The 26,323-nt window shown below is 43.9% G+C and carries 29 protein-coding genes; 9 read left to right on the top strand and 20 right to left on the bottom strand.

Translation table 11 applies throughout. The features are described from left to right. Positions 1-119 precede the first annotated feature (119 nt). Positions 120-296, top strand: a complete 177-nt coding sequence (locus BN1002_RS24035; RefSeq protein WP_197072768.1) for a YlaF family protein — start codon at positions 120-122, stop codon at positions 294-296. Between the two features lie 86 nt (positions 297-382). On the opposite strand, the gene BN1002_RS07295 is transcribed toward BN1002_RS24035, so the two are convergent. Beyond that, positions 383-1,177 (bottom strand): inositol monophosphatase family protein, encoded by a 795-nt coding sequence (locus BN1002_RS07295; protein WP_048824344.1) that lies wholly within the window; start codon positions 1,175-1,177, stop codon positions 383-385. Positions 1,178-1,369: 192 nt separating this feature from the next. Beyond that, positions 1,370-1,564 (bottom strand): hypothetical protein, encoded by a 195-nt coding sequence (locus BN1002_RS07290; RefSeq protein WP_048824343.1) that lies wholly within the window; start codon positions 1,562-1,564, stop codon positions 1,370-1,372. Between the two features lie 173 nt (positions 1,565-1,737). Between BN1002_RS07290 and BN1002_RS07285 the strand changes: the two genes are divergently transcribed. After that, the gene (locus tag BN1002_RS07285) at positions 1,738-2,358 is read left to right on the top strand and encodes a YktB family protein (RefSeq protein WP_048824342.1); all 621 of its coding nucleotides are present in this window, start codon (positions 1,738-1,740) and stop codon (positions 2,356-2,358) included. A 124-nt stretch (positions 2,359-2,482) separates the two neighbouring features. Here BN1002_RS07285 and BN1002_RS07280 read toward each other — a convergent pair whose 3' ends face one another. Together BN1002_RS07280 and BN1002_RS07275 are read right to left on the bottom strand one after the other, a co-directional pair. Beyond that, positions 2,483-2,755 (bottom strand): UPF0223 family protein, encoded by a 273-nt coding sequence (locus BN1002_RS07280; protein WP_048824341.1) that lies wholly within the window; start codon positions 2,753-2,755, stop codon positions 2,483-2,485. Positions 2,756-2,796: 41 nt separating this feature from the next. Beyond that, the gene (locus BN1002_RS07275; protein WP_048824340.1) at positions 2,797-3,762 is read right to left on the bottom strand and encodes an NAD(P)H-dependent flavin oxidoreductase; all 966 of its coding nucleotides are present in this window, start codon (positions 3,760-3,762) and stop codon (positions 2,797-2,799) included. Positions 3,763-4,013: 251 nt separating this feature from the next. Between BN1002_RS07275 and BN1002_RS07270 the strand changes: the two genes are divergently transcribed. Then, complete coding sequence (locus tag BN1002_RS07270) at positions 4,014-5,486, top strand: aminotransferase class I/II-fold pyridoxal phosphate-dependent enzyme (RefSeq protein ID WP_048824339.1); 1,473 nt, start codon at positions 4,014-4,016, stop codon at positions 5,484-5,486. A 55-nt stretch (positions 5,487-5,541) separates the two neighbouring features. Here BN1002_RS07270 and BN1002_RS23230 read toward each other — a convergent pair whose 3' ends face one another. After that, positions 5,542-5,664 carry a GapA-binding peptide SR1P gene (locus tag BN1002_RS23230; RefSeq protein WP_082036173.1) on the bottom strand — a complete coding sequence of 41 codons (123 nt, stop codon included), beginning with the start codon at positions 5,662-5,664 and terminating at the stop codon, positions 5,542-5,544. A 175-nt stretch (positions 5,665-5,839) separates the two neighbouring features. Further along, on the bottom strand, positions 5,840-6,139 hold the full coding sequence (locus BN1002_RS07265; protein WP_048824338.1) for a DUF3055 domain-containing protein: 300 nt from the start codon (positions 6,137-6,139) through the stop codon (positions 5,840-5,842). A gap of 155 nt (positions 6,140-6,294) precedes the next feature. Between BN1002_RS07265 and BN1002_RS07260 the strand changes: the two genes are divergently transcribed. Further along, a complete protein-coding gene (locus BN1002_RS07260) occupies positions 6,295-6,732 on the top strand; it encodes a DUF1885 family protein (protein ID WP_197072766.1) in 438 nt (145 codons plus the stop codon). A 483-nt stretch (positions 6,733-7,215) separates the two neighbouring features. Continuing rightward, a complete protein-coding gene (locus BN1002_RS07250; protein WP_231574996.1) occupies positions 7,216-7,584 on the top strand; it encodes a small peptidoglycan-associated lipoprotein in 369 nt (122 codons plus the stop codon). A 57-nt stretch (positions 7,585-7,641) separates the two neighbouring features. On the opposite strand, the gene lpdA is transcribed toward BN1002_RS07250, so the two are convergent. The 5 genes from lpdA to BN1002_RS07225 all read right to left on the bottom strand — a co-directional run bounded on the left by lpdA (position 7,642) and on the right by BN1002_RS07225 (position 13,765). Then, on the bottom strand, positions 7,642-9,051 hold the full coding sequence (gene lpdA / locus BN1002_RS07245; protein WP_048824335.1) for a dihydrolipoyl dehydrogenase: 1,410 nt from the start codon (positions 9,049-9,051) through the stop codon (positions 7,642-7,644). Between the two features lie 4 nt (positions 9,052-9,055). Further along, positions 9,056-10,429, bottom strand: a complete 1,374-nt coding sequence (locus BN1002_RS07240) for a dihydrolipoamide acetyltransferase family protein (RefSeq protein WP_048824334.1) — start codon at positions 10,427-10,429, stop codon at positions 9,056-9,058. A gap of 61 nt (positions 10,430-10,490) precedes the next feature. Further along, a complete protein-coding gene (locus tag BN1002_RS07235) occupies positions 10,491-11,468 on the bottom strand; it encodes an alpha-ketoacid dehydrogenase subunit beta (protein WP_048824333.1) in 978 nt (325 codons plus the stop codon). Between the two features lie 3 nt (positions 11,469-11,471). Continuing rightward, a complete protein-coding gene (gene pdhA / locus BN1002_RS07230) occupies positions 11,472-12,587 on the bottom strand; it encodes a pyruvate dehydrogenase (acetyl-transferring) E1 component subunit alpha (protein WP_048824332.1) in 1,116 nt (371 codons plus the stop codon). Positions 12,588-13,102: 515 nt separating this feature from the next. After that, positions 13,103-13,765 (bottom strand): YkyA family protein, encoded by a 663-nt coding sequence (locus tag BN1002_RS07225; protein WP_048824331.1) that lies wholly within the window; start codon positions 13,763-13,765, stop codon positions 13,103-13,105. A 221-nt stretch (positions 13,766-13,986) separates the two neighbouring features. Here BN1002_RS07225 and BN1002_RS23225 point away from each other — a divergent pair, with 221 nt between their 5' ends. The 4 genes from BN1002_RS23225 to rnjA all read left to right on the top strand — a co-directional run bounded on the left by BN1002_RS23225 (position 13,987) and on the right by rnjA (position 17,509). Then, positions 13,987-14,121: a YjcZ family sporulation protein gene (locus BN1002_RS23225; protein WP_082036172.1), complete on the top strand. Its 135-nt coding sequence runs from the start codon at positions 13,987-13,989 to the stop codon at positions 14,119-14,121. A 151-nt stretch (positions 14,122-14,272) separates the two neighbouring features. Further along, positions 14,273-14,827 (top strand): peptide deformylase, encoded by a 555-nt coding sequence (def, locus tag BN1002_RS07220; protein ID WP_048824330.1) that lies wholly within the window; start codon positions 14,273-14,275, stop codon positions 14,825-14,827. Positions 14,828-15,625: 798 nt separating this feature from the next. Beyond that, positions 15,626-15,835, top strand: coding sequence for a DNA-dependent RNA polymerase subunit epsilon (locus BN1002_RS07215; RefSeq protein ID WP_048824329.1), 210 nt, complete (start codon positions 15,626-15,628; stop codon positions 15,833-15,835). Between the two features lie 6 nt (positions 15,836-15,841). After that, on the top strand, positions 15,842-17,509 hold the full coding sequence (gene rnjA / locus BN1002_RS07210; protein WP_048824328.1) for a ribonuclease J1: 1,668 nt from the start codon (positions 15,842-15,844) through the stop codon (positions 17,507-17,509). A gap of 45 nt (positions 17,510-17,554) precedes the next feature. On the opposite strand, the gene BN1002_RS07205 is transcribed toward rnjA, so the two are convergent. The 9 genes from BN1002_RS07205 to BN1002_RS07165 form a co-directional block, all read right to left on the bottom strand. Next, positions 17,555-18,214 (bottom strand): potassium channel family protein, encoded by a 660-nt coding sequence (locus tag BN1002_RS07205; protein WP_048824327.1) that lies wholly within the window; start codon positions 18,212-18,214, stop codon positions 17,555-17,557. Between the two features lie 64 nt (positions 18,215-18,278). After that, the gene (locus tag BN1002_RS07200; RefSeq protein WP_048824326.1) at positions 18,279-19,292 is read right to left on the bottom strand and encodes a cytochrome d ubiquinol oxidase subunit II; all 1,014 of its coding nucleotides are present in this window, start codon (positions 19,290-19,292) and stop codon (positions 18,279-18,281) included. A gap of 60 nt (positions 19,293-19,352) precedes the next feature. After that, positions 19,353-20,684, bottom strand: a complete 1,332-nt coding sequence (locus tag BN1002_RS07195; RefSeq protein ID WP_148362743.1) for a cytochrome ubiquinol oxidase subunit I — start codon at positions 20,682-20,684, stop codon at positions 19,353-19,355. A 137-nt stretch (positions 20,685-20,821) separates the two neighbouring features. Further along, positions 20,822-21,760, bottom strand: a complete 939-nt coding sequence (locus tag BN1002_RS07190; RefSeq protein WP_231574995.1) for a DUF4349 domain-containing protein — start codon at positions 21,758-21,760, stop codon at positions 20,822-20,824. 97 nt (positions 21,761-21,857) lie between these two features. Further along, positions 21,858-22,313, bottom strand: a complete 456-nt coding sequence (locus tag BN1002_RS07185) for a TlpA disulfide reductase family protein (protein WP_048824325.1) — start codon at positions 22,311-22,313, stop codon at positions 21,858-21,860. Positions 22,314-22,425: 112 nt separating this feature from the next. Beyond that, positions 22,426-22,974, bottom strand: a complete 549-nt coding sequence (locus BN1002_RS07180) for a peroxiredoxin (protein WP_048824324.1) — start codon at positions 22,972-22,974, stop codon at positions 22,426-22,428. Between the two features lie 450 nt (positions 22,975-23,424). Next, on the bottom strand, positions 23,425-24,543 hold the full coding sequence (locus tag BN1002_RS07175; protein ID WP_048824323.1) for an N-acetyldiaminopimelate deacetylase: 1,119 nt from the start codon (positions 24,541-24,543) through the stop codon (positions 23,425-23,427). Between the two features lie 106 nt (positions 24,544-24,649). Next, positions 24,650-25,357 carry a 2,3,4,5-tetrahydropyridine-2,6-dicarboxylate N-acetyltransferase gene (gene dapD / locus BN1002_RS07170; RefSeq protein ID WP_048824322.1) on the bottom strand — a complete coding sequence of 236 codons (708 nt, stop codon included), beginning with the start codon at positions 25,355-25,357 and terminating at the stop codon, positions 24,650-24,652. Positions 25,358-25,435: 78 nt separating this feature from the next. Beyond that, entirely contained in the window at positions 25,436-26,317 is an 882-nt protein-coding gene (locus BN1002_RS07165; protein ID WP_048824321.1) for a LysR family transcriptional regulator, read from the bottom strand. Positions 26,318-26,323: the final 6 nt, after the last annotated feature.

Below are 26,323 nucleotides of genomic sequence, written 5' to 3'. Positions count from 1 at the left end.
TCTTCATTATTTAATCTTCCCTGTCGGCCTTAAAGATTAAACTTAACCGCCGGTTTTTGTTTTTGGCCCGGATCGGTGTATAGATTCCCGATTTTTATTTTGAAAGGAAAGGGATTTAAATGAAAAATATTAAGTGGAATGCTCTAGGCTATGCGGTTCTTGCCGCGGCTTCTTTATCAGGGGTTGGAGTAGCCATTGGGGAGAAAAGCTTTTTAATATTGGCACTCAGCATCGCTTTTCTAATTTTGGCGATGCACGGAGGGTTTAAAAGCAAAAAACGTCCAAGCACGAAGTAAAGTGATGCTGATATTCCATTTGATATCGGTACTTTTTTAAGTGAATAAATCAGGCGGGACTGATTTTCAGATCCCGCCTGAATAATTTATTTTAAGTCCTTCAAATAATCCCCCAAGATATCCCCATGCAAGCCAGGGCCAGCTGCGAAAACCGATGTGTTGCTCAACATATCAAGTTCGCCGCCATTCAAATCAGTTACGATTCCACCTAGTTCTTCGACAATAATCTTCCCACCCGCATAATCCCAAGGGGCAAGGCGCGGGGAAATATAGGCGTTTATTCTTCCTGTGGCGACATACACAAGTTCAAGGGCGGCAGACCCGTAAGACCTTGTCCCCCTTACGTCCCTGACGAGTGGGATAAGAAGATTGTGGTCAATCCGGCTGTTTTTCATCACCCAGGTTATGTTTAAGGCCAGTATGGCTTCGTTAACACTCGTTTGTTCCAATTTTGGAATTAGCTTTTCATTCAAATAAGCCCCGCGTCCTGCGACGGCATGATAAAGTTCATCATGGACAATATCATATATCAGTCCGATTTTTCCGACACCATTTTCATAAACCCCTAAAGATATGGCGAAATTTCGTTGTTGGTGAATGAAATTCATCGTTCCGTCTATTGGATCAATGATCCACACTACTCCATCCAAATCCGAAAGCTCGTCCCCAAAACCTTCCTCACCCATGATCCGGTGGCCTGGAAAGGATTTTCTAATTTTTTCGATGAAAAACTTTTCTGTATCTCTATCGATATCGGTAACAAGATCATTGGGATCCGATTTCGTATGGATATCCAAAGTTTTATCAAAGGAAGATCGGATCCTTTCACCCGCTTCGAGCACCCAATTTTTCGCCTGTTCATAAACATGATCCAAATCCATTTATAGACCTCCACTATTGAAAATGCCTTTCCCCTAGCTTAAACAATTCAATCCTGCCCATCAACTTATATGGTTTCCTGAGCAAAAAATAATAAACGAACTCTCCAGCATGGCCGGTGAGTCCGTTTTAATCAGATTTGTTATAGAAATTTATTGCTAACACATTGATAGTCTTCCTTATCTTCATCCTGCTTAAAGTGCCTTGAGACGGAGCAATTCCTGGCGGATTTTTTCAAGTCTTAGTTTACAGTGTTTTTTCATCTCTTCATTATTTTCTGACATGGCATCAAATAATGTAGCAAGCTCATAGTCCATTTCCAGTCTTAAAACCGCTGTTCTTTCCTTATCAAAAGCCTTTTTCCTTGTAGAATTAATCAATTGTTTCATTATCCATGCACTCCTTCCGGCTATTAACAGATTTTTCGGATTTTTTAATATAATATGAGCCAAATCGAGAATCGGCACCAAAATATAGGATTTTCAATTGCCATGGTATATTATTTTATCTAAAGCTCTCCATATGCTAAAATGACTTGGAAGTGGATAAGCAGGAGGACTTTATGGAATTCAACGGTTTTACTAAAGAAGATTTTGACGTGTTTACAATTGCCGGCCTGGATAACAGAATGGAAGCATTGATCCAGAATGTAAGGCCGAAACTTGATTTCCTCGGCAGTTATTATGCTCCAAGGTTATCTGAATTGGCGGGGGAAGAAATATTCGCCCACGTTGCCAAGCATGCCAGAAGGACAAAGAATCCGCCGAATGATACATGGGTTGCTTTCGCTAGTAATCCGAGGGGTTATAAAATGCTTCCCCATTTTCAAATAGGATTGTGGGAGACCCATCTGTTCATCTGGTTCGCGGTCATTTACGAATGTAATCAAAAACCGCAAATCGGAGAAAACTTTTTAAAACATCTGAATCAAATCCATCAAACCATACCAGCCAGCTATGTCTGGTCTGAAGACCATATGAAGCCGGGTGCGTCAGAGCATGGGAGCCTTTCCAAAGAAGATTTGCAAGCATCTTTCCAGCGCCTTAAGGATGTGAAAAAGGCTGAAATTCTTTGCGGCTGCCATCTTGATCGCGATATCGTCATCCAAATGGGCCCATCGGAATTGCTTCGGTCTATTGATGATGTATTTAGAAAAATATTACCCCTATATAAATTGTCATAAACCTTCAAATTATCACAGAAAAGTAAAAAGGAATATTTTGGCGAAGGTTTATTTTGAAAAAGACGAAAAAATGAGAAAGGACAAGCTACAGGCGCCATTATGCGCATAGCTTGTCCTTTCCCATTTATTTAATCCTCAATACCGCTTCGTCCGGAAGCTCCTTTGCCTTCTTTGTCACCTGATAAGGAGAATAGCCGCTCGCCTGTTCAAATTCCCCGCATAACTTCTTTTCCTCCGCTTTACCGGGCACAATCACCTTGAACTGCCTGTAAGCAGACATGAATTCATCCCTTTTAATTCCCTTCTCGTATGCTTCCTCCACAGCCTGGAAAAACTGGATAGCCTGAACCGTCTCTTCTGTTGACCATGTATGGTCTATTGGATATTGATAATCCATGTCATCACCTCTTCAGTTGCTTGGGGGCGAAGCCCTTCTCTTTATGCTTCTTTTGCCCATTTACGGCGGATTGCCGATGCTTCGTGGATGATTCTCTCAATGAGTACGGCTGTTGGAGGAATGTCATTGATTAGTCCCATTGCCTGTCCTGCCCAGGCAAACCCCTCTTCAGCCTTACCCTCATGAATGAACCTTTTATTTGCCTCACCATTAATAAAGTCCCTTAATGTGTCGAAATCTGCTCCTGCCCGTTCCAGCTCCAGAATTCGGCCAGCCCATTCATTCGCAATTACCCGGCCAGGGCTCCCTAGCGACTTTTTAATTATGACTGTATCAGATTCACTACCATCAATCAATTTTTGTTTATATGTTTCATTTGCATGGATACATTCTTTGACCGCAATAAACCTTGTCCCCATCTCAACCCCCTCGGCACCCAGCGCAAAAGCAGCCATCATGCCCCGTCCATCGGCGATTCCTCCTGAGGCGATGACTGGGATTGATACAGCATCTACAACCCGCGGAATAAGGACCATCGTGCCTGTATCCTCCTTCCCCAGATGGCCACCACCTTCCTGGCCGACAACCATCACAGCATCAGCTCCAAGCTCTTCAGCCTTGATTGCCTGCCTCCTGGACGAAACGAGCACGAGCTTTTTAATTGCTGTCCCTTCAAGCTGTTCGAATAAGGGAGCAGGGTTGCCTCCTGTCACAGAAATAACGGGCACGTTTTCTTCTATAGCAATTTTCACATAGTCCTTAAAAGGCCTTCCGTGCTGGCCTATAGCAAAATTGACTCCGAATGGGCTGGCGGTTTTTCCCCTGGTTTTATCAATTTCCTCCTTAAGTGCACCGGGACTATCCAGAGACATCGCAGTAATTTGCCCAAGCCCGCCTGCATTGGAAACAGCGGCAGCCAAATCCGAATATGCTAAATGGGCAAGCCCGCCCTGGATGATAGGATACTTAATGTTAAGCAGTTCCGTGACCCTTGTATTCCAAACCATTTATATCTCCTCCTGTACTCCTTCTCCTTTATTCTAATTCGCCTGAACAGGTTATTTTCCTTCTGCGGCGGGAAACTACATATTATAGCTTTCCAGTAATAATATTCTTTGCTTTCTATTTCATAAATGCTATAATTTCATTTGTTTTGAACTCTTCCTTATTTGGATTGTTTAAAAGCAATTTCCTTAATGTGAAACGATAGAGACACAAATAAAAATATGATATTTTTGAAAAAGAGGTGTGGAGAGATTTGTCCCAGAATGAAACGCCGCTCTTCAGCGGCCTGATTGCTCACGCTAAGAAAAATCCCGTCCAATTCCATATACCCGGACACAAAAAAGGAACAGGCATTGACCCTGAGTTCCGAAGATTCATTGGAGACAATGCTCTAAGCATAGATTTGATCAATATTGGGCCGCTGGATGACCTCCATTCCCCAAAGGGGATCATCAAGCAGGCCCAAGAGCTTGCCGCTGAGGCATTTGGGGCTGACCATACATTTTTTTCTGTACAAGGAACAAGCGGCGCGATTATGACAATGGTCATGACAGTTTGCGGACCCGGCGATAAAATAATCGTTCCCCGGAATGTCCATAAATCTGTTATGTCCGCGATTGTTTTTTCTGGTGCGATTCCGGTTTTTATCCATCCGGAAATTGATGAGGAGCTAGGAATTTCGCACGGGATTACAACCGAAGCCGTTGCAAAGGCGCTTGATCAGCATCCCGATGCAAAAGGTGTACTTGTTATTAACCCAACGTATTTTGGCATTTCTGCCGATTTGAGAAAAATTGTGGAGATCGCCCATTCCTATAATGTGCCGGTACTAGTTGATGAAGCACATGGAGTCCACATCCATTTTCATGATGAACTTCCCTTATCCGCCATGCAGGCCGGAGCGGATATGGCAGCAACCAGCGTTCATAAGCTTGGCGGCTCCATGACCCAAAGCTCTGTATTGAACGTCAGAGAAGGGCTTGTCTCCCCTGGCAGAGTCCAATCCATTTTGAGCATGTTGACAACAACATCAACTTCTTATTTGCTGCTTGCTTCTCTTGATGTCGCCAGAAAGAGGCTTGCAACAGAAGGAAAGGAACTGATTTCCAAAACTATCGAGTTGGCTCAGTCGATACGGAAAAAGATTAATGATATTGACCGGCTTTATTGTGTCGGCAAGGAAATCCTTAGGTCAAAGGCAGCATTTGATTATGATCCGACAAAGTTAATTATTTCAGTTAAAGACCTGGGTATAAGCGGATATGAAGTTGAGAAATGGCTTCGCGAGAGGCATAATATCGAGGTGGAATTATCAGACCTTTATAATATACTTTGTATCATCACCCCAGGCGACACTCAGGCTGAGGCAGACATATTGGTCAATGCCTTGGCTGAACTGGCGGAAGAATACATTCATCAGGACGGAAAACCAGAACCGCTGCAAGTTTTCCTTCCCGATATACCATTATTGGCGTTAACCCCTAGGGATGCCTTTTACTCCGAAACAGAAGTGGTTCCATTCGAGGAATCCGAAGGAAGGATCACCGCCGAGTTTATCATGGTTTATCCTCCGGGGATCCCAATATTCATTCCAGGAGAAATTATTACGAAAGAAAACCTTCTTTATATTAAAAAGAATCTTGAGGTCGGCCTGCCTGTCCAAGGCCCGGAAGATGATGAAATCAAATCAATTCGCGTCATTAAAGAATACAAAGCGATTAAGTAATATAAAAAAACAGGATTCCGGGCGGAATCCTGTTTTGCTATTCAATCAAGCGTTTTTATAATTCATCTTCGTGGCTAGAGCACTTGTCGCAAGTGCATTTTGAATAAAGGACTGTTACCTTTTCATCCTCGAAATGATCAATTGTTGAATTGCAAGTCTGGCATACAATCGTTCCCATGTTGATCAGCTCCTTTAAAACAGAATGTAAGCGTTTTATCTAATTTATTTATATAATAATATAACCTTATTCAAATTTCAAGTTATATTGTATGACACTTTTAACTTTTTATAAGCAATAAACAGCATTATATTAATAAATGAAAAGACAGGCCTCAACAAGGCCTGTCAGGTTATCAATCATATTGAGTTGAAAATGGAGCGGCCGGCAGGATTTCATGAAAGAATTCGACTAAATCACTGGCCTGTTCTTCATCACCAATCCGAAAAACCTGCTGCAGGTGGTCGATATTTTCCAAGTCATTGGGTTCGAGGAGAGTTGATCGTCCGGTTTGCATGCAAACGACAAGAGGTTTACCAAAAAACAAAGAGGAATAAACAACGCCAAAATCATAGCGGGCATTTTCAGTAGTAAAACCAGTGAAACGGACTTTGACATTTTCATGCTCATCATAGAGCTTTTCAAATAGTTCCATAACACTCCTCCTTTTAAGTTTATAGAATATTATTATAATTCAGATTTAAGTATTTATCAAATAATAACCTTTAGTGGCTTCAAAAAGTTGTTTATGGAAAATAGGGAGTGCTACAATTAAAGTGAACAGAATAATAGATACAGGGGGGATTGGTGTTGGCTGAAAACGCTTATATCAAGCTTGTGCCTTCATCTGCAAAGCAAACTATTACATTGGACGAACTGAAAGATTTATTTCATTATTACAAAGAAATAACCACGAAAACCGGCACCCAGGTTAACTGGGACTATAGTGCAAATGCCTTTCCATATGAAATTAAGGAATCGAATGACGCCGATGGCCAATGGTTCTATTTGCATTCTCCGGGAAACGATCTTTATTTTGCTATTATCCTTGGAGTTGGGAAAGAGGCAGCTGAAACAGAAGATGGAACTTCTACCATCCGTTCTTACATACAGATTACCTTGCCGGAAGGAGCTACAGCTGGCGATAAAGGTAAGGCAAACGAGTTTTGCAAGTTCCTTGCTAAAAAGTTGCAGGGGGAATTGCATCTATTCAATGGCAGGATCATGTATTTCTATCCAAGGAAATAAGGGCCGGAAGCATCCTTTACGGGATGCTTTTTTATTTTCCTAGAACGGATGAAATATGAAAATATGATAAGCAGATATGGAATGAGGCGTACAAGCCTAAACTTAATAGCGTAATAAAAAATGCTTTTCTTGTTGATTCAATGAATTTCTGGCAAATGAGGAGAGCTAAATAAAAAAACACAAAAAACATCAAGACGTTATAAATGGGATGATCATGTTTGGACAGCCACTCTGTTAACGTATAACTGCTCCAAATAATAAACTGGATCAAAAAAACCGCATATACTTTCATGATTTCACCGCCTGTAGCATAAAAAGCATTCAAACAAGCTTTTATTCAAGTATATGCCCGTCTATCTCCGTCTATTTTTCATTTATGTAACATTTGCATGACAAGGAAAATTTGTAAATAGCCATATGTTAAAATGGGATTGATGATACAGTCGAACTGGAGGATTTATTATTCTTAATGGAGGCAGAGAAATGAAGGGCTTTCCTCTTTATATACTCGTTTTTTCGTTTTTAATCACTGCTTCCTGCAGCAAACAGGAGGCGACTCTGGCATTGGACAAAGATGCCAAGCAGGTAATATTCTTTTCAGAGGAAAAGGAATATTACCAAGAGGCTGCCTATTACGATGCACTGATTGAACTTAAGAAAAACTTCCCTGCTGAAATGGAAAATTTAATGGTCTTGACAAGTTCCACTGAAAAGGAGTATTACGATCAATTTGATATTAAATCAGGACCAGCCCTGATTGTCATTTATAACGATAAAATAATGGTAAGAATTAACGGCGATGCGACAAAAGAACAGATTATCAAGCCTGTTTCAAATGCGCTTGCACCGTAATCAAAAAGCCCTTCCAACAGGAAGGGCTTTTTGATATGAAGATTTGCCGATTTGTCTTTATTTTACAACATGGATTGGACTGCCAATGGCAACTTCCGCTGCTTCCATTGTAATTTCCCCTAGAGTCGGATGGGCATGGATGGTCATAGCCAAATCCTCGGCTGTCATGCCTGTTTCAATTGCCAAACCAAGCTCGGCAATCATATCCGAAGCGCTTGGACCGGCAATCTGGGCGCCAATGACAAGACCATCTTCCTTGCGGGTTACAAGCTTCATAAAACCGTCCGTCTGGTTAAGGGCTAGAGCTCGCCCATTCGCTGCAAACGGGAATTTTGCCGCTTTCACTTCAATGCCTTCTTCTTTCGCCTGTGCTTCCGTATATCCGACAGAAGCCAGTTCAGGGTCAGAGAAGACAACAGCCGGAATGGCAAGATAGTCTACTTCAGAAGGGTGCCCGGCAATAGCTTCCGCCGCTATTTTCCCTTCATAGGAAGCTTTATGAGCCAACGGAGGGCCAGCAACAATATCACCGATCGCATAAATATTGCCGACATTGGTCCGACATTGTTTATCTACCTTTACGATACCTTTTTCAGTCATCTCAACGCCAGCTTGCTCCAATCCAAGTTCGTCGGTGTTCGGGCGGCGGCCAACCATGACAAAGACATAATCGGCCTCAACCGTTTTTTCTTCGCCTTTTACTTCATACGTAACCGCAACCGAATCATCAGTTTCCTTGACCCCTTTTGCGAGTGCCTTCGTAATCACTTCGGCTCCCTTTTTCTTAAGGTTGCGCTTGACCAGCGATGACATCTGCTTTTCGAAGCCATTCAGGATTTCGTCGGCTCCCTCAAGGATAGTCACTTTCGTTCCAAAGCTTGCATAAGCGCCGCCCAGTTCGGTTCCAATATACCCGCCTCCGATTACGACAATGCTTTTTGGAATTTCCTTAAGCGCCAAAGCGCCAGTTGAATCCAGAACGCGATTGGTGTACTTAAAGTTGGGAAGTTCGATTGGCCTGGAGCCTGTTGCGATAATCGCATGTTTGAATGTATAAGTTTGGGCAGAATTTTCATCCATTACCCTTAAAGTGTTGGCATCGACGAAATAAGCTTCTCCCTGGACAATATTCACTTTATTGCCTTTAAGAAGCCCTTCAACTCCGCCTGTAAGTTTCTTCACTACACCAGCTTTCCATTCCTGTACCTTTGAAAAATCAACCGTAACATTTTCAGCTGTAATCCCCATATCCTCGGAATGAGTTGCTGATTCATAACGGTGTCCGGCTGAAATCAAGGCTTTGGAAGGAATACATCCAACGTTCAAGCATACCCCGCCAAGGATACCACGTTCTACGATGGTTACCTTCTGCCCAAGCTGGGCAGCGCGTATCGCTGCCACATATCCACCAGGGCCTGCTCCTATGACAATTGTATCTGTTTCAACTGGAAAATCTCCTACTACCATTTTATTACGCCTCCATTAACAAGAGTTCCGGATCATTAAGCAGCCGCTTAATATGATTCAGGGCATTTTGCGCTGTTGCCCCGTCAATCACCCGGTGGTCAAAGCTTAAGGAAAGTGCGAGTACTGGCGCAGCAACGATTTCCCCATTGCGGACAATTGCTTTTTCTGCGATTCGCCCAATACCAAGGATGGCCACTTCTGGATGATTAATAACAGGTGTGAACCATTGGCCCCCAGCGGAACCGATATTGGTGATTGTACATGAGCCGCCCTTCATTTCATCAGGCGCAAGCTTTCCATTCCTCGCTTTTCCTGCAAGGTCATTGATCTCATTAGAAATCGTGAAAACGGATTTTCTATCAGCATCTTTTACAACAGGTACAAGCAGCCCTTTATCTGTGTCGGCGGCAATACCGATATTGTAATAATGCTTCTGAATGAGTTCACCGGCTTCATCATCAACTGATGTATTTAACGCAGGGTATTCACGAAGAGCGCTTGTCAGTGCTTTCACTACATAAGGCAGGAATGTAAGCTTGATTCCTTTTTCTGCTGCCACTTCTTTAAATTTTTTCCGGTGGGCAACAAGCTTGGTGACTTCAACCTCATCCATCAGGGTAACGTGCGGTGCAGTGTGCTTCGAATTAACCATTGCTTTTGCAATCGCCTTGCGGATACCGCTCATTTTTTCGCGCGTTTCCGGATATTGACCCTGAGGAATTGCCGCTTTGGCTTCTCCAGCAACAGTTGCAGTTTCCTGTGGAGCGGCTGCTTCTGGCTGTGCTTCCTTGGCAGGTTCCTGGCCTTTATTCAAGAAGGCATCGATATCATTTTTTAGCACTCGGCCATTATTACCCGAACCGGATACTAAACGGATGTCCACGCCCTTTTCGCGCGCATATTTCCTTACCGAAGGCATGGCAATCACCCGACGGTTTGGATCGACTTCAGCTTCAGGCGCGGCATTTGCTGCCGTAGCTCCTGCACCGGTTGCTCCCTCCGTTTTTGGAGCCTCTGCTTTATCTTTATCTAATTTTTGGCCTGCTTCAAGGGTCGATTGAACCTGTGCCTCTGTTTTTTCTTGTGCGGGAGCGGCATCATCATCGTGGTCGTCCCCTTTGAATTGCAGGTTTTCATACCCTGGCGCATCAAATGTTACAAGAACCTGGCCTACTGTAGCAACAGTTCCTTCACCTATTAATATTTCTTCGACAGTACCTTCGACAGGTGATGGGATTTCCACAACGGCTTTATCATTTTGGACTTCGCACAATACATCATCTTCTTGTACTTTATCGCCCGGTTTAATAAACCATTTTACTATTTCACCCTCGTGAATTCCCTCACCAATGTCAGGCATTTTAAATTGGAATGACATGGCATTTCCTCCTATTGTTGATGGATTTCAGCAGTTTTTTGAAACCGCGATTTAGCCTGATTTAGAATGTAAGGACTTTTTTGGCTGTTTCAATAACATCTTTATAATTTGGAAGCCATACATTTTCCGCTTGGGAGAATGGGTATACTGTGTCAGGTGCAGCAACAGTAAGAACTGGTGCTTCAAGGCTCAGGACAGTGCGTTCCATCAGTTCACGAACAACATATGACGCAGCTCCCGCCTGCTTTTGAGCTTCCTGCACAAAAATCACCCTGTTGGTCTTTTCAACAGATGCGACAATTGTTTCGATATCAAGCGGCATAAGAGTCCTTAAGTCGATTACTTCCACAGAGTGCCCTTCCTTTTCAAGCTCTTCTGCTGCTTTTAGCGATTCATGGACCATTGCGCCGTAAGTAATGATAGTTAAATCAGAACCTTCGCGCTTTACATCGGCTTTTCCAAGTGGAATTGTGTATTCTTCCTCTGGAACCTCTTCACGGAATGCACGGTAAAGCTTAAGGTGCTCAAGGAAAATAACAGGATCGTTATCACGTATAGCGGATATCAGCAACCCTTTCGCATCATATGGAGTCGAAGGTACAACAACCTTGAGTCCAGGAGTCTGCATCATTAATCCTTCAAGGCTGTCAGAGTGAAGCTCTGGAGTATGTACGCCTCCTCCGAATGGAGAACGGACAGTTACCGGCATATTGTAGCGGCCGCCAGAACGATAGCGCATCCTGGACATTTGCCCTGCAATTGAATCCATTACTTCAAAGACAAATCCGAAAAATTGGATTTCAGGTATCGGTCTGTATCCAGTCAATGAAAGACCAATTGCCAAGCCACCGATGCCGGATTCAGCGAGTGGAGTATCGAATACGCGCTCTTCACCGAATTCTTTTTGAAGGCCCTCTGTCGCACGGAAAACTCCGCCGTTTACTCCTACATCCTCCCCGAATACGAGGGTTTTTTTATCATTACGCAATTCTGTGCGCAAGGCATCAGTAATTGCCTGGATCATTGTCATTTGAGCCATGGCTTACTTCGACTCCTTTGCTTTGTAGATTTCATATTGCTCCTTCAGGTGGAAAGGCATTTCTTCGTACATAATCGACATTAAGTCGGTCACCTTTTGTTTTGGAGCAGCATCTGCTTTTTTAATCGCTTCTTTAATATCCTCTTTCGCCTTTTCAATCACTTCGTTCTCTTTTTCTTCGCTCCAAAGCCCTTTTCCTTCGAGGAACTTGCGGAAACGGACTAACGGATCCTTCTTTTCCCACTCGTTATCTAGGTCAGATGTACGATAACGTGTCGGGTCATCACCAGCCATTGTATGAGGCCCATAACGGTATGTCATTGTTTCAATCAGGGTTGGCCCTTCACCGTTTACTGCGCGATCACGTGCGTCTTTGACAGCTTTGTATACAGCAAGTGGATCCATACCGTCAACCTGGATTCCAGGAATACCTGCAGCCACCGCTTTCTGTGCAATTGTTTTTGCAGCAGACTGCTTTTCCACTGGGGTGGAGATGGCAAATTGGTTATTTTGAACAACAAAAATTGCAGGAGCTTTAAATGCACCAGCAAAGTTGATTCCTTCGTAAAAATCTCCTTGTGAAGCTCCGCCGTCACCTGTATAGGTAATCGCTACGGATTTCGCTCCATTCTTCTTCATTCCAAGAGCGACTCCTGCTGCCTGGATATATTGGGCACCAATAATAATCTGTGGGGAAATAACGTTTACGCCTTCGGGAATCTGATTTCCTTGGAAATGTCCGCGAGAAAACAGGAATGCCTGTGATAAAGGAAGGCCGTGCCAAATAATTTGTGGAACATCCCGGTAACCTGGCAAAATAAAATCCTCTTTTTCAAGAGCATATTGCGATGCAAGCTGGGATGCTTCCTGGCCAGCTGTTGGTGCATAAAACCCAAGGCGACCCTGGCGATTAAGAGAAATGCAGCGCTGATCGAGAATACGGGTATATACCATTCTCTCCATCAATTCCTGCAATTGCTGGTCGCTTAGTTCCGGCATTTCCGCCTCGTTGACAACCTTGCCTTCTTCATTTAATATTTGTAGCATTTCGAATTGCTGCTCTACTGCTTCGAGAGTTTTTTTCGCATCGATTCGGGCGTTCTTTGTTTTAGAAGCCATTTTCTGCCACCTTTCCTTTCCTTCTGCATAATTGTTCTATTGAAAAAAGCACTTGGAGTTTGCTTGAAGGGAACTTAGATACTGGTTTAGATTGCCCAAAAAAATTACAACTAAATGTTTTTTTAAAATAAAAACCCATTCAGCTGGAAGTCTCCATTTTTACATAGAGAACTCGTTATTTTAACGGACAACTAGCCTATACTTATATAGTTTCCCACAATCATCGCGCCAAAAAACATTTAATTTTCCCATCCGTGGCCCGATATACTGTATTAGTCTCCATCCCCATCAAATTAATACAACATCCCCCTGCAAATCGAGTTTACACCATTCACTTCCAAACCGTCAATAAACATGAACTATAAATTTTCCACTATAATAATATTGATAAATATTCACTTTCTTAACTTATCTGTATCACCCGAAAAATTCACGCTGTATCAGTCTGTTGACAAGACCTTTTATCCATGGCAATCGCCATAAACCCAAAATAAAAAGCCGGAGGAAGGCCCGGCTCAGGATTTTCCATCGAGACCCGCCATTTTATAAAAAGCGAGCTTCTCTTTATTATAGATTTCGGTCAATTTATTGAATTTCTCGTTTGCTTCCAGCACTTTAGAATAATGCTGATTAATATTGTCCACTTTTTTTTCAAGGTCATCGAGGTTAATATCCCCGGATTTAAGCGATTTGTATAAATCCTTATCACCTTCAATGGCTTTTGTATATTCATTATATAATGTATCATGCGCGGCATATCGGTCATTCATAGTCTTGTAAAGGAATTCTGCCTTTTCCTTCAGCTTGGGATCCTTTATTTTTTCCAAAACAGAGTCAGCGTCCTTGAATTTCTCCCGCGAATCCTGGATGCTCTCCTTTTCCTTTTCGATATGCTCTTTTCTTTTGTCCGCCATGGAAAGAGCTTCATCGCTTAATTTGTTTATTTGCTCTTTCTCCTTCATTCCCAAGCCGGTTATTTTATCAAACAACTCATTCTCTTTTGTCTCCAGTTCAACCAATGGGTTCTGTTGGTCTTCGAAGCCCTTTTCAGCTGTAACCGCATTTTCCATTATCTCATACATACGCTCTTCTGGAGATTTTTGACCAAGGCAGCCCGTAAGCATAAATGTGGTTGCCACTAACATAAAAACCAGTTTTTTCACCGGTGAATAAGCCATCGTTCATCGCTCCTTTTTATAACAATTCTACTATATAGTTAGTAACCTTTTTTGACAACCCTTTCAGCTTAACAGCTTGTCCCCCCTTTTCAACTATATTATTCAAGAAAAACGCTCACTATGAATGGGCATGGGCCCAGACTGAAGGCCTCCGGCGTGCATAGGCTGTAATAGTCGCCCGGTTGTGAGGGCCGGCAAACAGTAGCAGAGGAGGTTCGCTTATGTACGGATATGGATACGGATGCGGCGGATATGGTTATCCTGTCGGAGTCGGCGGCTGGGGTTATGGCAGGGGTTTTGCCTTAATCGTTGTGCTGTTCATTCTGCTGATCATTGTTGGCTGTGCATGGCTCTAGTTTACAAAAAGGGGGAGGCGCCGCCTTCTCTTTTTTTCTGTTAGGCAGCATTCCATTAACTTTTTTCGGATTGTCTGATAGACTATTGTCATACCTCCCTTCTCTTTCTGCGTTGGGAATGATTGCATTCGTATTACAGGAGTGAACGAAAATGTTAACGATGGACGATATTATAAGGGATGGGCACCCGACGTTAAGGAAGACAGCACTTGAGGTATCCCTGCCTCCCTCCGAGGAGGATAATCAAATTCTCGCCAGTCTGCTTGAATATGTTATCAACAGCCAGAACAGCGAGGTTGCAGAAAAGTTTGGCCTTCGCCCCGGTATTGGACTTGCCGCGCCACAAATCAATATTTTAAAACGAATGATTGCAGTCCATGTTTATGATGAAAAAGGAAACCTGCTCAGCCACGCTTTATTTAATCCTCGTATTGTCAGCCATTCAGTTGAAAAAGCATATCTCACGTCAGGCGAAGGCTGTCTGTCGGTTGATGAGCCGCACCCAGGCTTTGTCCCAAGGTATGCGAGGGTTACTGTAAAGGGTTATGATATGGATGGGAATGAAGTGAAGCTACGACTTAAAGGCCTCCCTGCAATTGTCTTCCAGCATGAAATCGATCACCTAAATGGAATAATGTTTTATGATCATATTGACAAGGACAATCCTCACAGGCCAATTGAAAACGCAATTCCAATCGAGAGGTAAACCGACCGTCCTGGGCAGCAGGACGGTTTTTTTTACAAAACGCCAAAGATGAATGGGTTGACTTTTAACTATTTGGCCCTATATCTTTGATTGTTGATTTCCACTCCGGGGACATGCTTTCCGCGGGGCGGACCGTGGAGCCTCCTCGGCGACATAGACGCCTGTGGGGTCTCCACGTGCCGCTGCATCCCGCCGGAGTCAGTCCCCTGCGTTCCAATCAACTTTATTGAATATCAACACTCACCTTTAACAAAGCCCAATTTTATAGCCTATTGGGTAATTCCTTCTCTCGATTAGCCTTGTCTGTTTAAGGGTATTATCTTGAATAATAGGTGCATGGCCCGAAATTCATTTCACAGAAATTTGTCTGTTTGTTAACATCCTCCAATCCCATCATTAACCATGAAAATTTTACACATTCCGGCATATAATAATAGTGGAGAAAAGGAAGATTTTGCAGGACAAAATCAAAAAAGCCGTAAAATTTTACCTTATTTTGCTCATCGTTGCTTTACTTTGGACAAGGATGGTTTAAAATAAAAGGTAAGGAGATGATCCACTATGTTAAAGAAGCTAAGGAAAAAGCTTTTAAAACAGTGGAGAGATTTATTACGAAAAAAATCCATTGCCTAATGTTTTGAGCCCTTCAAACTTGCGAAGGGCTCCTTCCTTATTGTAAATTGTAAAGCAGTAGCGCAAACGGACGGCTGTTATTTAATTCCCCCGGAAACCATTTGACGCCTTGGTTTTGGGGTATTTAAAATAGTAAAAAGCATGCGGAGACAGGAGAGAAATTACATGTTGTTTAAAATTTACTACCAGGAAAGCATTAGCGAGGTGCCAGTAAGGGAAAATACGAAATCCCTTTTTATTCAGGGCGAGTCTGAGAGGAATGTGCGAAAAAAACTATCCGACAGAGGCTACAATATTGAATTCGTCCAGAAGGTTGAAGGTGCTTACCTGCAGTATGAAAATCAAAATGAAGACTTTAATGTATTGGAGATTTGATAATTTATGAAATTGGTTAAAAATGATCAAACCGCGGTTTTCGCTTTGGGCGGGCTTGGGGAGATCGGAAAAAATACGTATGCAGTGCAATTCCAGGATGAAATCATTGTCATTGACGCAGGAATAAAATTCCCGGAAGATGAACTGTTGGGAATTGACTATGTCATTCCTGATTATTCTTATCTAGTTAAAAATGCCGAAAAAATTAAAGGGCTGTTTGTCACCCACGGCCATGAGGATCATATTGGCGGCATTCCGTACCTTCTTAGGGAAATCAACATTCCTATTTACGGGGGAAAACTGGCTCTTGGCCTGATCCGAAATAAGCTTGAGGAACACGGCCTCTTAAGGACAGCCAAGCTGATAGAAATTAAAGAGGACGATGTGATCAAGTTCCGAAAGACTGCCGTCACTTTCTTCCGGACTACACATAGCATACCGGATTCTTATGGAATCGTTGTAAAGACGCCGAACGGCCAAATAGTCCATACCGGAGATTTTAAATTTGATTTCACTCCGGTCGGCGAACCAGCCAATTTGACTAAAATGGCTGAAATCGGCCGGGAAGGGGTCCTCTGCCTTCTTTCGGATAGTACAAATAGCGAGATTCCGGAATTCACTATGTCGGAACGCCGGGTCGGCGAGAGCATTGATGATATTTTCCGCAAAGTTGACGGAAGGATTATCTTTGCTACCTTCGCCTCCAATATCCATAGGCTGCAGCAGGTTGTCGAGGCGGCAGTGGCAAATGGAAGGAAAGTCGCTGTCTTTGGCAGGAGTATGGAAGCGGCGATAACGATAGGACTTGAACTTGGCTATATCCGTGCTCCTAAAGAAACGTTTATCGATGCGCAGCAGATCAACAGGATTCCAGCGAACAAGGTGACGATTCTTTGTACCGGCAGCCAAGGTGAACCAATGGCGGCTCTATCGAGGATTGCGAATGGCACCCACCGACAAATTCAAATTAATCCTGGCGATACTGTTGTCTTCTCTTCCTCACCAATTCCAGGGAATACGATCAGTGTCAGCCGGACAATCAACGCCCTTTTCCGGGCAGGCGCCGATGTCATCCATGGGAAGCTAAGCAACATCCATACTTCCGGCCATGGCGGGCAGGAAGAGCAAAAGCTTATGCTTCGTTTAATAAAGCCGAAATTCTTCATGCCGATACACGGAGAATTCAGGATGCAAAAAATGCACTCTCAGCTGGCCGTCGACTGTGGCGTCCCTCCAGAAAATTGCTTCATCATGGATAACGGAGAAGTGCTTGCCCTTTCTGAAAATGAAGCCCAGATCGCCGGGAAAATCCCTTCTGGTTCAGTTTACATTGACGGAAGCGGAGTCGGTGATATTGGAAATATCGTTTTGCGCGACAGAAGAATCCTTTCCGAAGAAGGACTTGTCGTTGTTGTCGTCAGCATTAACATGAAGGAATTCAAGATTGCCTCCGGCCCTGACCTGATTTCACGGGGATTTGTTTATATGCGTGAATCAGGAGATCTTATTAACGATGCCCAGGCACTGATTGCCAAGCATTTGAATAAGATAATGGATCGCAAAACGACTCAATGGTCGGAAATCAAAAACGAAATAACCGATACCCTTGGACCGTTCCTTTACGAAAAAACTAAACGCAGGCCTATGATCCTGCCAATCATTATGGAAGTATAAAAAAAGGAAGCCAGCCGGCTTCCTTTTTTTGCATGGTAGGATATTTCATTCAATCACTTTCTTCCGGAACCGCTCGATATCCGAATCTGCGCCAATGATGATCAAGATGTCGCCCAGCCAAATTTTTTCGCTGGCCATCGGGGAAACGATAATATCCCCGCCCCTCTTAATCGCCACTATATTTAAGCCATATCTGGCACGGATATTTAGATCAATCAACGTATGCCCGCCTAGTTTTTCATTGGCGACAATTTCCACGATACTGTGCTCATCGGAAAGCTCAAGATAATCCAATACATTGCTGGTAGAAATATTATTCGCGATTCTGATGCCCATATCCCTCTCAGGGTGAGCCACAACATCCGCACCGATTTTTAAAAGGACCTTTTCATGATAATCATTCAGAGCCTTTGCGGTTACATGTTTTACGCCCAGTTCCTTCAGGATGAGTGTTGTGAGGATACTTGCCTGAATATTATCTCCGATCGCTACAATGACGTGGTCGAAATTCCTGATTCCAATCCCTTTCAGCACTGCTTCATCTGTGGAATCCCCAAGAATGGCATGGGAGGCGATTGAGGCGTACTCATTTACTCTTTCTTCGTCATTGTCCATGGCTAGGACTTCCATACCGAGTTCGGACAGCCTGCGGCAGATACTTCCGCCAAAACGCCCAAGTCCAATTACAGCAAAATCTTTCTTCATCTTGAATTCCCCCAAGGAACTTACTTTCTTCCTATAGTAACAAAAAATGAGGGAAACCGGAATATTACTTTTTTCCGCTCACATAATCGGCATCAAACAAGAAAAGCTTCACTAATAACGCAAGTGACGGAATCAGCAGCAATAAACCGGCAATGAAGGCTATTACTAACGCAGTTCCCATAACCTCATTGGTGATGGCGGAATGGATGGTTATGAACGGATCGAGAATAAATGGCAAATGAGATGCTCCGTATCCGAAAAAAGCGAAAAAGAATTGAAGCATAACAAAGATAAACGCAAGACCAAATTTCTTTCTCTTCAAGATTAGCAGAACGGCCACTAGGAAGCAGGCAAAGGACAAGCCAAACATCCACCATAAATCCAGTGCATTATCAAAATGCCTGCCATTATGAGCTTTCAATGAGGCGAATACGAGCAGGCTAGCAAGAATGCATGGAATGCTCCAGAAAAGAGAAAATTTCCTTAACACTTCCCTGGCATCTTCATCTTTTGCCCTATTCGCATAAAAGGTTAGAAATGATGCGCTAATGAAAAGGACAGATACGATGGCTAAAAGGACAACCGACCAGGAGTACGGACTTGTAAAAAGTTTACTGGCCAGGAACACAACCGAATCTCCCTTCTGCTCGAGAAAACCGCCCTCAGAGATGGTGAGGGCTGTCGACAAGGAAGCTGGTATTAAAAGGCCTGTCGAGCCGTAAAGAAATAAATAAAACGTATTATCCTTTGATCCGTAGTTGCCGAATGCGTAAAAGGATCCCCGGACTGCTATTAGAATGAGGGCAATGCTTCCGGGAATAAGTAGGGCAGTGCCGTAATAATAGGCTGCATCAGGATAAAAACCGACGAGCCCGACAAAGAAAAAGACGAAAAAAACATTCGTAACTTCCCAGACGGGTGATAGATAACGGCTGATAATATGATTGATGATATGATCCTTCTTTGAAACCTTGCCGTAAAAAGCAAAAAAGCCGGCACCGAAATCAACAGAGGCCACAATCAGATAGCCGTATAGGAAAGTCCAAAGGACCGTAATGCCGAGCAGTTGAATATCCATGATAATCCCCCTATTCCTTTAGATTGTTCCTTATGTCGCACGTTTTGGCCGGTATCCAGTTCAGAATCCGGCTGGATAGCGTTTTGCCAGTTCTTCTTCAGCAGGCCTGTTCCGGAACATCCTGGTAAGGACGACAACGGTCATAATGCCCAGTACAATATAAAGAATGAGGAACATAATGAATGTAAGCCCGACATTATCCGCAGTCGTGGCACCTTCCGCGACTTTCATATAGCCTCTTAAAATCCATGGCTGGCGGCCGACCTCGGCATAAATCCAGCCAAATTCAATCGCCAGGATGGAAAGCGGGCCGCATGCGACAATTGCCCAAAGCAGCGGCTTATTGAACGGATTGCCCTTCCATTTCCACAGGAATACAAATACAGCAGAAATAAAAGTCGCGAACATGCCAATCGTAACCATCAGATCGAATAAATAGTGGATCCAAAGCGGCGGCTGTTCATCTTTCGGGATTTGGTCAAGGCCGATCACTTCTGTATCTAAGGAACTGCCTGCAAGGAAACTCAGCATGCCTGGCAATCTAATTTCATTTTTGACCTCGTTATTTTCATCGAGCGTCCCAAATAAAATCAGGTCGGCATTTTTGCTAGTTTCAAAATGCCATTCCGCCGCCGCAAGCTTTTCTGGCTGGGCCTTTGCCAGGAACTTTGCCGATATATCGCCCGCAACTGCGGTCCCTAGCGAAAATATAAGCCCCGCCGCCATTGTAAGCCTTAGCGCTTTGATGTGGTACTCCGTCCTTTTTCCATACAGCAGCACGAAGGCAGTAATAGCCGCAAGGACGAAAGCGGAAGTCATATAGGCCGAAGTAAGGACATGGAATACTTTTGACGGCGTTGCCGGGTTGAACATGGCTTTGATTGGGTCGATTGAGGCAATCGCTCCATTCTTGAGTTCAAACCCTTGGGGTGTATTCATAAAGGCATTTACAGTCGTAATAAAGAATGCGGAGGCCGAGGATCCGATGATAACCGGAATGGAAAGCAGCCAATGGTAAATTGGCTTTTTGAACCGGTCCCATGTATATAAATAGATTCCCAGAAAAATAGCTTCAAAGAAAAACGCGAAGGTTTCCAGGAAAAGCGGCAGGCTGATTACCTGGCCGGCAATCCGCATAAAGCTTGGCCATAGCAAGGAAAGCTGCAGCCCGATACACGTTCCTGTTACAACCCCAACTGCTACCGTAATTGTAAAACCCCTCGCCCACCTTCTGGCCAGCAAAATGTAATGCGCGTCTTTCCTTTTAATGCCTATGTATTCTGCCAGAGAAATAAGTACCGGAACCCCAACTCCAATGGTGGCAAAAATAATATGAAATCCCAGGGTCATCGATGTCAGCATCCGGCTGAGCATTACACTGTCAAGTACCAAATAGATTCCCTCCAAAAATTACATATTCAGAACAGCCGGCATATTGTGAAAAAACGAGCAAAAGGCGTGAAAATAATAAAGCAGGCCCGTAAAAAACGGGCCGCTTTAGTGGCCGGGCTCAAAAGCCGGATTATTTACTAGCTGTTCAATTTTTCATCTCCCTTTCTTTTTACCACTTTTTTAATGAAAAGGAAACTAATTAGCACTATAGCCGTAAGAGTAACGAAAACTGGAAGATTGCCAATAATAAAGACAATCAACCCTGAGAAAAATGATAACAGAAAGTTGGAGCTGCTTAAAAACTGCTTCTTTGTCCGTTCCCAAGTATTCAATTCGCTTGGTGTCGTACCCTTTGCAACGAGTTTATTTTCAAACAAATTAACAGTGATCGTTGACATTGAAGCTTGATTCTCCAAGTATTTGATCTTTCCTGTCAATTGTTCTATTTCTTCCTGAACTTTTCCCAAGTCGGAAGAGATTTGAAGGAGATCCTCCGTTTTCGTCGCGTTTTTCATAAATTCCAGCAGCCTTGCCTCAACGGCCTTTTTCGATCTCAGCCTTGATGCTAAGTCCACGTACTGTTCCGTTACGTCCTCACCGCGGACAATTCTCTCCAATATTTCAGCAGCTTCTCCTTCTGCCTCGTGCAAAAAAGCCTCAAAATTCGAAGCGGGGACTCTGATTGTGATCGTTCCGCTCGTCTGTTCGTCCCCATCTCGCGAAATAGTAGAATTAACGATAAATCCGCCAAATTGCTCCGCCTTACTTTCGAGTGTTTTTTGCGCCTCGTTAAAATCCTTTACCCTCACATGCAATTCAGCCTGGCGTATGACCTTTCTATCCGTTGATTGAGTGGGATTTCCCGCTTGGGTTTCGGGACCATTTTCGCCTTCCATTCTGTCCGCAGAAGAATCTCCTATACTGCCCGCGGAATTACCTAATTCTCCTGCCGAACTATTATCCATTGATTCTACTGCTTTTTTGCCATCCCCTGAATGGCTGTCCGAGCTGCATGCACCTAACATCGCACCTAGGGCCAATACAAAAATTAAGAATAAATGCCTTAATCTCAACATACCACCACACTCCCAACTATTTCTTTACTTATTAGACGGATCGGGTGGATGTTTGTGGCAAAAGAAAAGGGCCGGCAACAGCCAGCCCTATAATTCCTTATTCCGTCTTATCCATTTCATCAAGGACACGATTAACACGCTTTTCAAGCATCTTCATTCCGCTGCCGCCTGCCTGGAAATGGCGCAGCTTTCCTTCCTTGTCAAACACATAATATGCCGGGACATATTGGTTTTCAAAAGCTTCAGTCAGCTTATGCTCACTATCGACAAAGATTGGCTGGGTAATTTCATGTTCAGCCGCAGTCGCTTTAATATCCTCGATGTTCAGGTCGTTTTCAGAACGTGGCATGTGTACAGCGACTACATTCAGTTTATCCTTATAATTATCCCGGAATTGATTTACTTGAGGCATCGCTTCCTTGCAAAGATGGCAGCTGACCGACCAAAAATGGATGAGGGTCGGTTTTTCGCCAATCAATTCGTCCCGGGTTACTTCACCATTCAGCCATTCGACAGCACCGGCCAATTCGGGCATGGGTTCACGCAATTTCATATTGGTCCCTCCTATTCAGGTTTTAATTTTGCGAAAAAAAGACCTAACATTTGAGTTGGTTAGGTCTTATCGTTGGTTGAAAATTCACCTTCCGCCGAAGCGCCAAGTGTGATTATACTTTTAGGGTTTCTTGGCCAGGCTTCCAGTTTGCAGGGCAAAGTCCGCCTGTTTGAAGCGCCTGGAGAACACGGAGTGTTTCATCGACATCACGGCCGATGTTATTATGATTCACAACAGAGTACATCATTTCGCCTTCAGGGCTGATGATGAACAGACCGCGCAAAGCAATTCCTTCTTCCTCAATGAGGACGCCATAGTCCCTGGATACAATGTGGTTTGTATCTGCAGCGAGTGGATAGTTGAGATCGCCAAGGCCATTTTCCTTGCGGTCAGTTTTAATCCAGGCAAGGTGCGTATGAATCGTATCGGTGGATACGCCAATTACTTCCGCATCAAGGTCTTCGAATTCGTCATAACGGTCTGATAAAGCAGTGATTTCAGTCGGGCAAACGAATGTGAAGTCCATTGGGTAGAAAAATAACACTGTCCACTTATCGTTTTTCATGTTTTCTTCAAGGCTGACTTTCTTGAATTCCTTGTTAGGCATGACCGCATCCATTTCAAAGCGCGGCGCCTGTTTTCCTACCATGCGTTCTGGCATGATGATCCCTCCAAATTAAGTATTTCGGGATGGTGGCAAGTATCGTTATCCCTTTCACAGTGACAATTATAGGCCAAGCATTTCCTGTAGTCAAACCAATCAAAGAATAACTTTTAAAAAATAATTAGTATTAACACTAGACTCAGTTATCCTTGATTATTGATTTCCACTCCGGGGACATGCTTTCCGCGGGGCGGACCGTGGAGCCTCCTCGGCGTCCTAGACGCCTGTGGGGTCTCCACGTGCCGCTGCATCCCGCAGGAGTCAGTCCCCTCCGTTCCAATCAACTTCTTCGAATATCTACATTCACCTTTAGCTGAGCCTAACACTAAAGAAACCGGCCTTTATTGGTTTGCCCCATTTTTCCCCAAATTAATCAAATTATGTCCCGATTACCAGTGTATCATGTCGAAATAAAAAACTGTATTAGTTTGCCTGACTTCTGCCATCTTAAGAAGATTTAAAGGTAATGTATTGGCTGAGAAGATGAATGGCGGCAGGTATCGCGCCCTCATCTGGCATGAGGCCGGAATGGTGGAGCCCGTTCGGGGAATTGACTCCGAGCCAGAACATAAAACCAGGGATTTCTTTCAGCAAATACCCGAAATCCTCCCCTGTCATGGCAGCCTTACAGCGCACTGTCTCCACTCCTTCGACAGATTCCGCAAACGAAATGAATTCCTCTGTCAATGCCGGGTTGTTATAGACCTGATGGTACATGGAACCATAATCAATCGATGCCATGCACTCAAAACCGGCTTCAATCCCACTGATAATGGCCTCAATTCTCTTCTTTACAGCTGTCATTGATTCAGGGGATAAGGTCCTGATTGTCCCTTCAAGCCTGGCTCTTTCCGCTATGACATTTTGGACTGTTCCCCCTGTAATTTTTCCAATAGTGATGACTGCACTATCAAGAGGATCAATATTTCTCGAAACGATTGTCTGCAGCTGACCGACAAGATGGCAGGCCGCAACGACCATGTCATTGGCATGATGAGGAAAGGCAGCATGGCCTCCCTTCCCTGAAAGTTCAATAAACAGCTCGGATGTATTGGCAAAAAGAAGGCCTTCTTTCATCGCAACAGTTCCTACTGGATACTCCGGTGCAATATGTAAGGCGAGGATGAGGTCTGGGCGCCACTCTTTCATGATTTCCGACTGGAGCATTGGCTCGGCTCCACCTGGGCCTTCTTCTGCCGGCTGAAAAATAAACAGCAAATCATCTGCTATCGGATTTTTCGTAAAATAATCGATAAGGCCAAGGGCGATGCTCATATGGAAATCATGTCCGCACGCGTGCATCCTTCCGAGGTGGGTTGAAGAAAACGGGTAGCCTGTTTCTTCTGATATTGGCAGGCCATCGATATCAGCCCTGTAGCCAATCATTTTTTCAGGATTGGAGCCATGAACCTTAACAAATAAACCTGTTCTCCATTCCTTTATTGTCAGCCTCGATTGGGGCAGGGAATTTAAAAATTCTAACAGATATGCCTGTGTTTTATATTCCTGAAAGCCAAGTTCCGGAATTTGGTGCAAATCGCGGCGAATTTTCACAAAAGGATTCAAGCACTGTTCCCCCTAATTCTTAGTTTATATTCTTTGTTTATATTCTTAGTGATGTCGGGTGGCGAAAATCAAAGAAAACGCGGATTTCTCCGCGCTTTCCAGGTGATTAAAGCTGGCGGAGTTCCGCCATGATTTCAGTTTTGGATTTGGTTTTTTCGTCGATTTCCTTGATGACTCTTGCCGGCATGCCAGCTACAAGCGTATTTGGCGGTACATCGCTCAGGACAACAGAACCAGCAGCTATAACGGCCCCTTTGCCTACTGTCACACCTTCAATGACGACAGCATTCGCTCCAATGACGACATCATCCTCGATTACGACTGGTTTTGCCGACGGCGGCTCTACGACGCCTGCAAGGACAGTTCCTGCGCCAATATGGCATTTCTTGCCCACTGTCGCCCGGCCTCCAAGAACAACCCCCATGTCAATCATTGTTCCTTCGCCGATCACAGCACCTATGTTAATTACAGCACCCATCATAATGACCGCGTTGTCGCCAATTTCAACTTGATCCCGAATAATCGCGCCAGGCTCTATTCTTGCTTTGATGTTTTTCGTATCCAGCATTGGAATGGCTGAATTCCTACGGTCGCTTTCTACTACATAATCCTCTATTTTCGCCTGATTCTTTTCCAAGACAGGATTTATTTCCGACCATTCACCGAAAATGACGCCGGTATTTCCAGAAACAAATGATTTCGCATCTCCGAAATCAATCCCTTCGAGTTCCCCTTTTATGTATACTTTTACAGGTGTAGATTTTTTTGCATTTTGAATATAAGAAATAATTTCGTTTGCGTCCATCATCTTCATCCTAACCCCTCCATTTTTGTGTTTCAGTTTAAAAAATACTTTATCAAACTGCAAAGCCGAAAACAAGGAAAAGAAATATTAACGGCCTTCCTGTATGTACTGGGAAACAAGCTCCGTGAACGCCCTCACCTGCTTTAACTCAAAGGCAGATTCATAGCCAAGCAGCCATGTGTCCCGTTTAATCGGGCGGCCATCCTGATCGAGGAGAGGCAGTTTAAAAATATCGGTCTCCTCACCGTTCAAGGTGATTTCAGGCAGGATTGCGTAGCCAATCCCGTTGATTGCCATTTGCTTGCATGTTTCAATCTGATCGACGATGACTGTCCTTTTGGGAGGATAATTAAATTGCCTATGCCACCATTCCTGTATTTCCTGAAAGTAATTAGAATCACTCTTGAACTGGATAAAGGGGCGGTCGGTTTTTACGACCTCTTCCATACTGGATATTTCCCTGTCGACCAAAAAAAGTCGATCTTCAAAAAGATGGATCTTTTTTCCCTTCCACTCTGGAAGCCCGCGAATGATGCCGATATGGACGTGCTGGTCATAAAGCGACTTAAGAATTTCACTGCTCCAGCCTGTGACAAGGGATATTTTTGCCTGTGGATAGCGTTCTATGAACTTTTTGAGCACCTTCGGCAGCCAGTGCTGGCCCACAATGGTCGCAACAGCAATCTTTAGCGTTCCCGCCACTTCTGATTGCATGGAATGGATGGATTCCCTAACCTGTTCTTCCTCCTTCAGCACCAGATTGACAAATCTGATTACTTCTTCTCCCTGTGGTGTGAGGGTCAGCCCTTTTTGAGATCGGACAAAAAGCCTGGCTCCCCAGTCTTTTTCGATGGACTGAAGCCGCTGTGACAATGCGGGCTGTGAAACAAATAAACGTTCTGCTGCTTTCCGCATATTCATTTCCTGTGCCAATACAGAAAGCAAATGAAATTCTGACAAAGAGGACATTCCTTT

It is taken from the genome of Bacillus sp. B-jedd (assembly GCF_000821085.1).
Taxonomy (GTDB): domain Bacteria; phylum Bacillota; class Bacilli; order Bacillales; family Cytobacillaceae; genus Bacillus_D.
The sequence above is the reverse complement of the archived record's forward strand: the minus strand, read 5'-3'. Positions and strand labels throughout refer to the sequence as shown.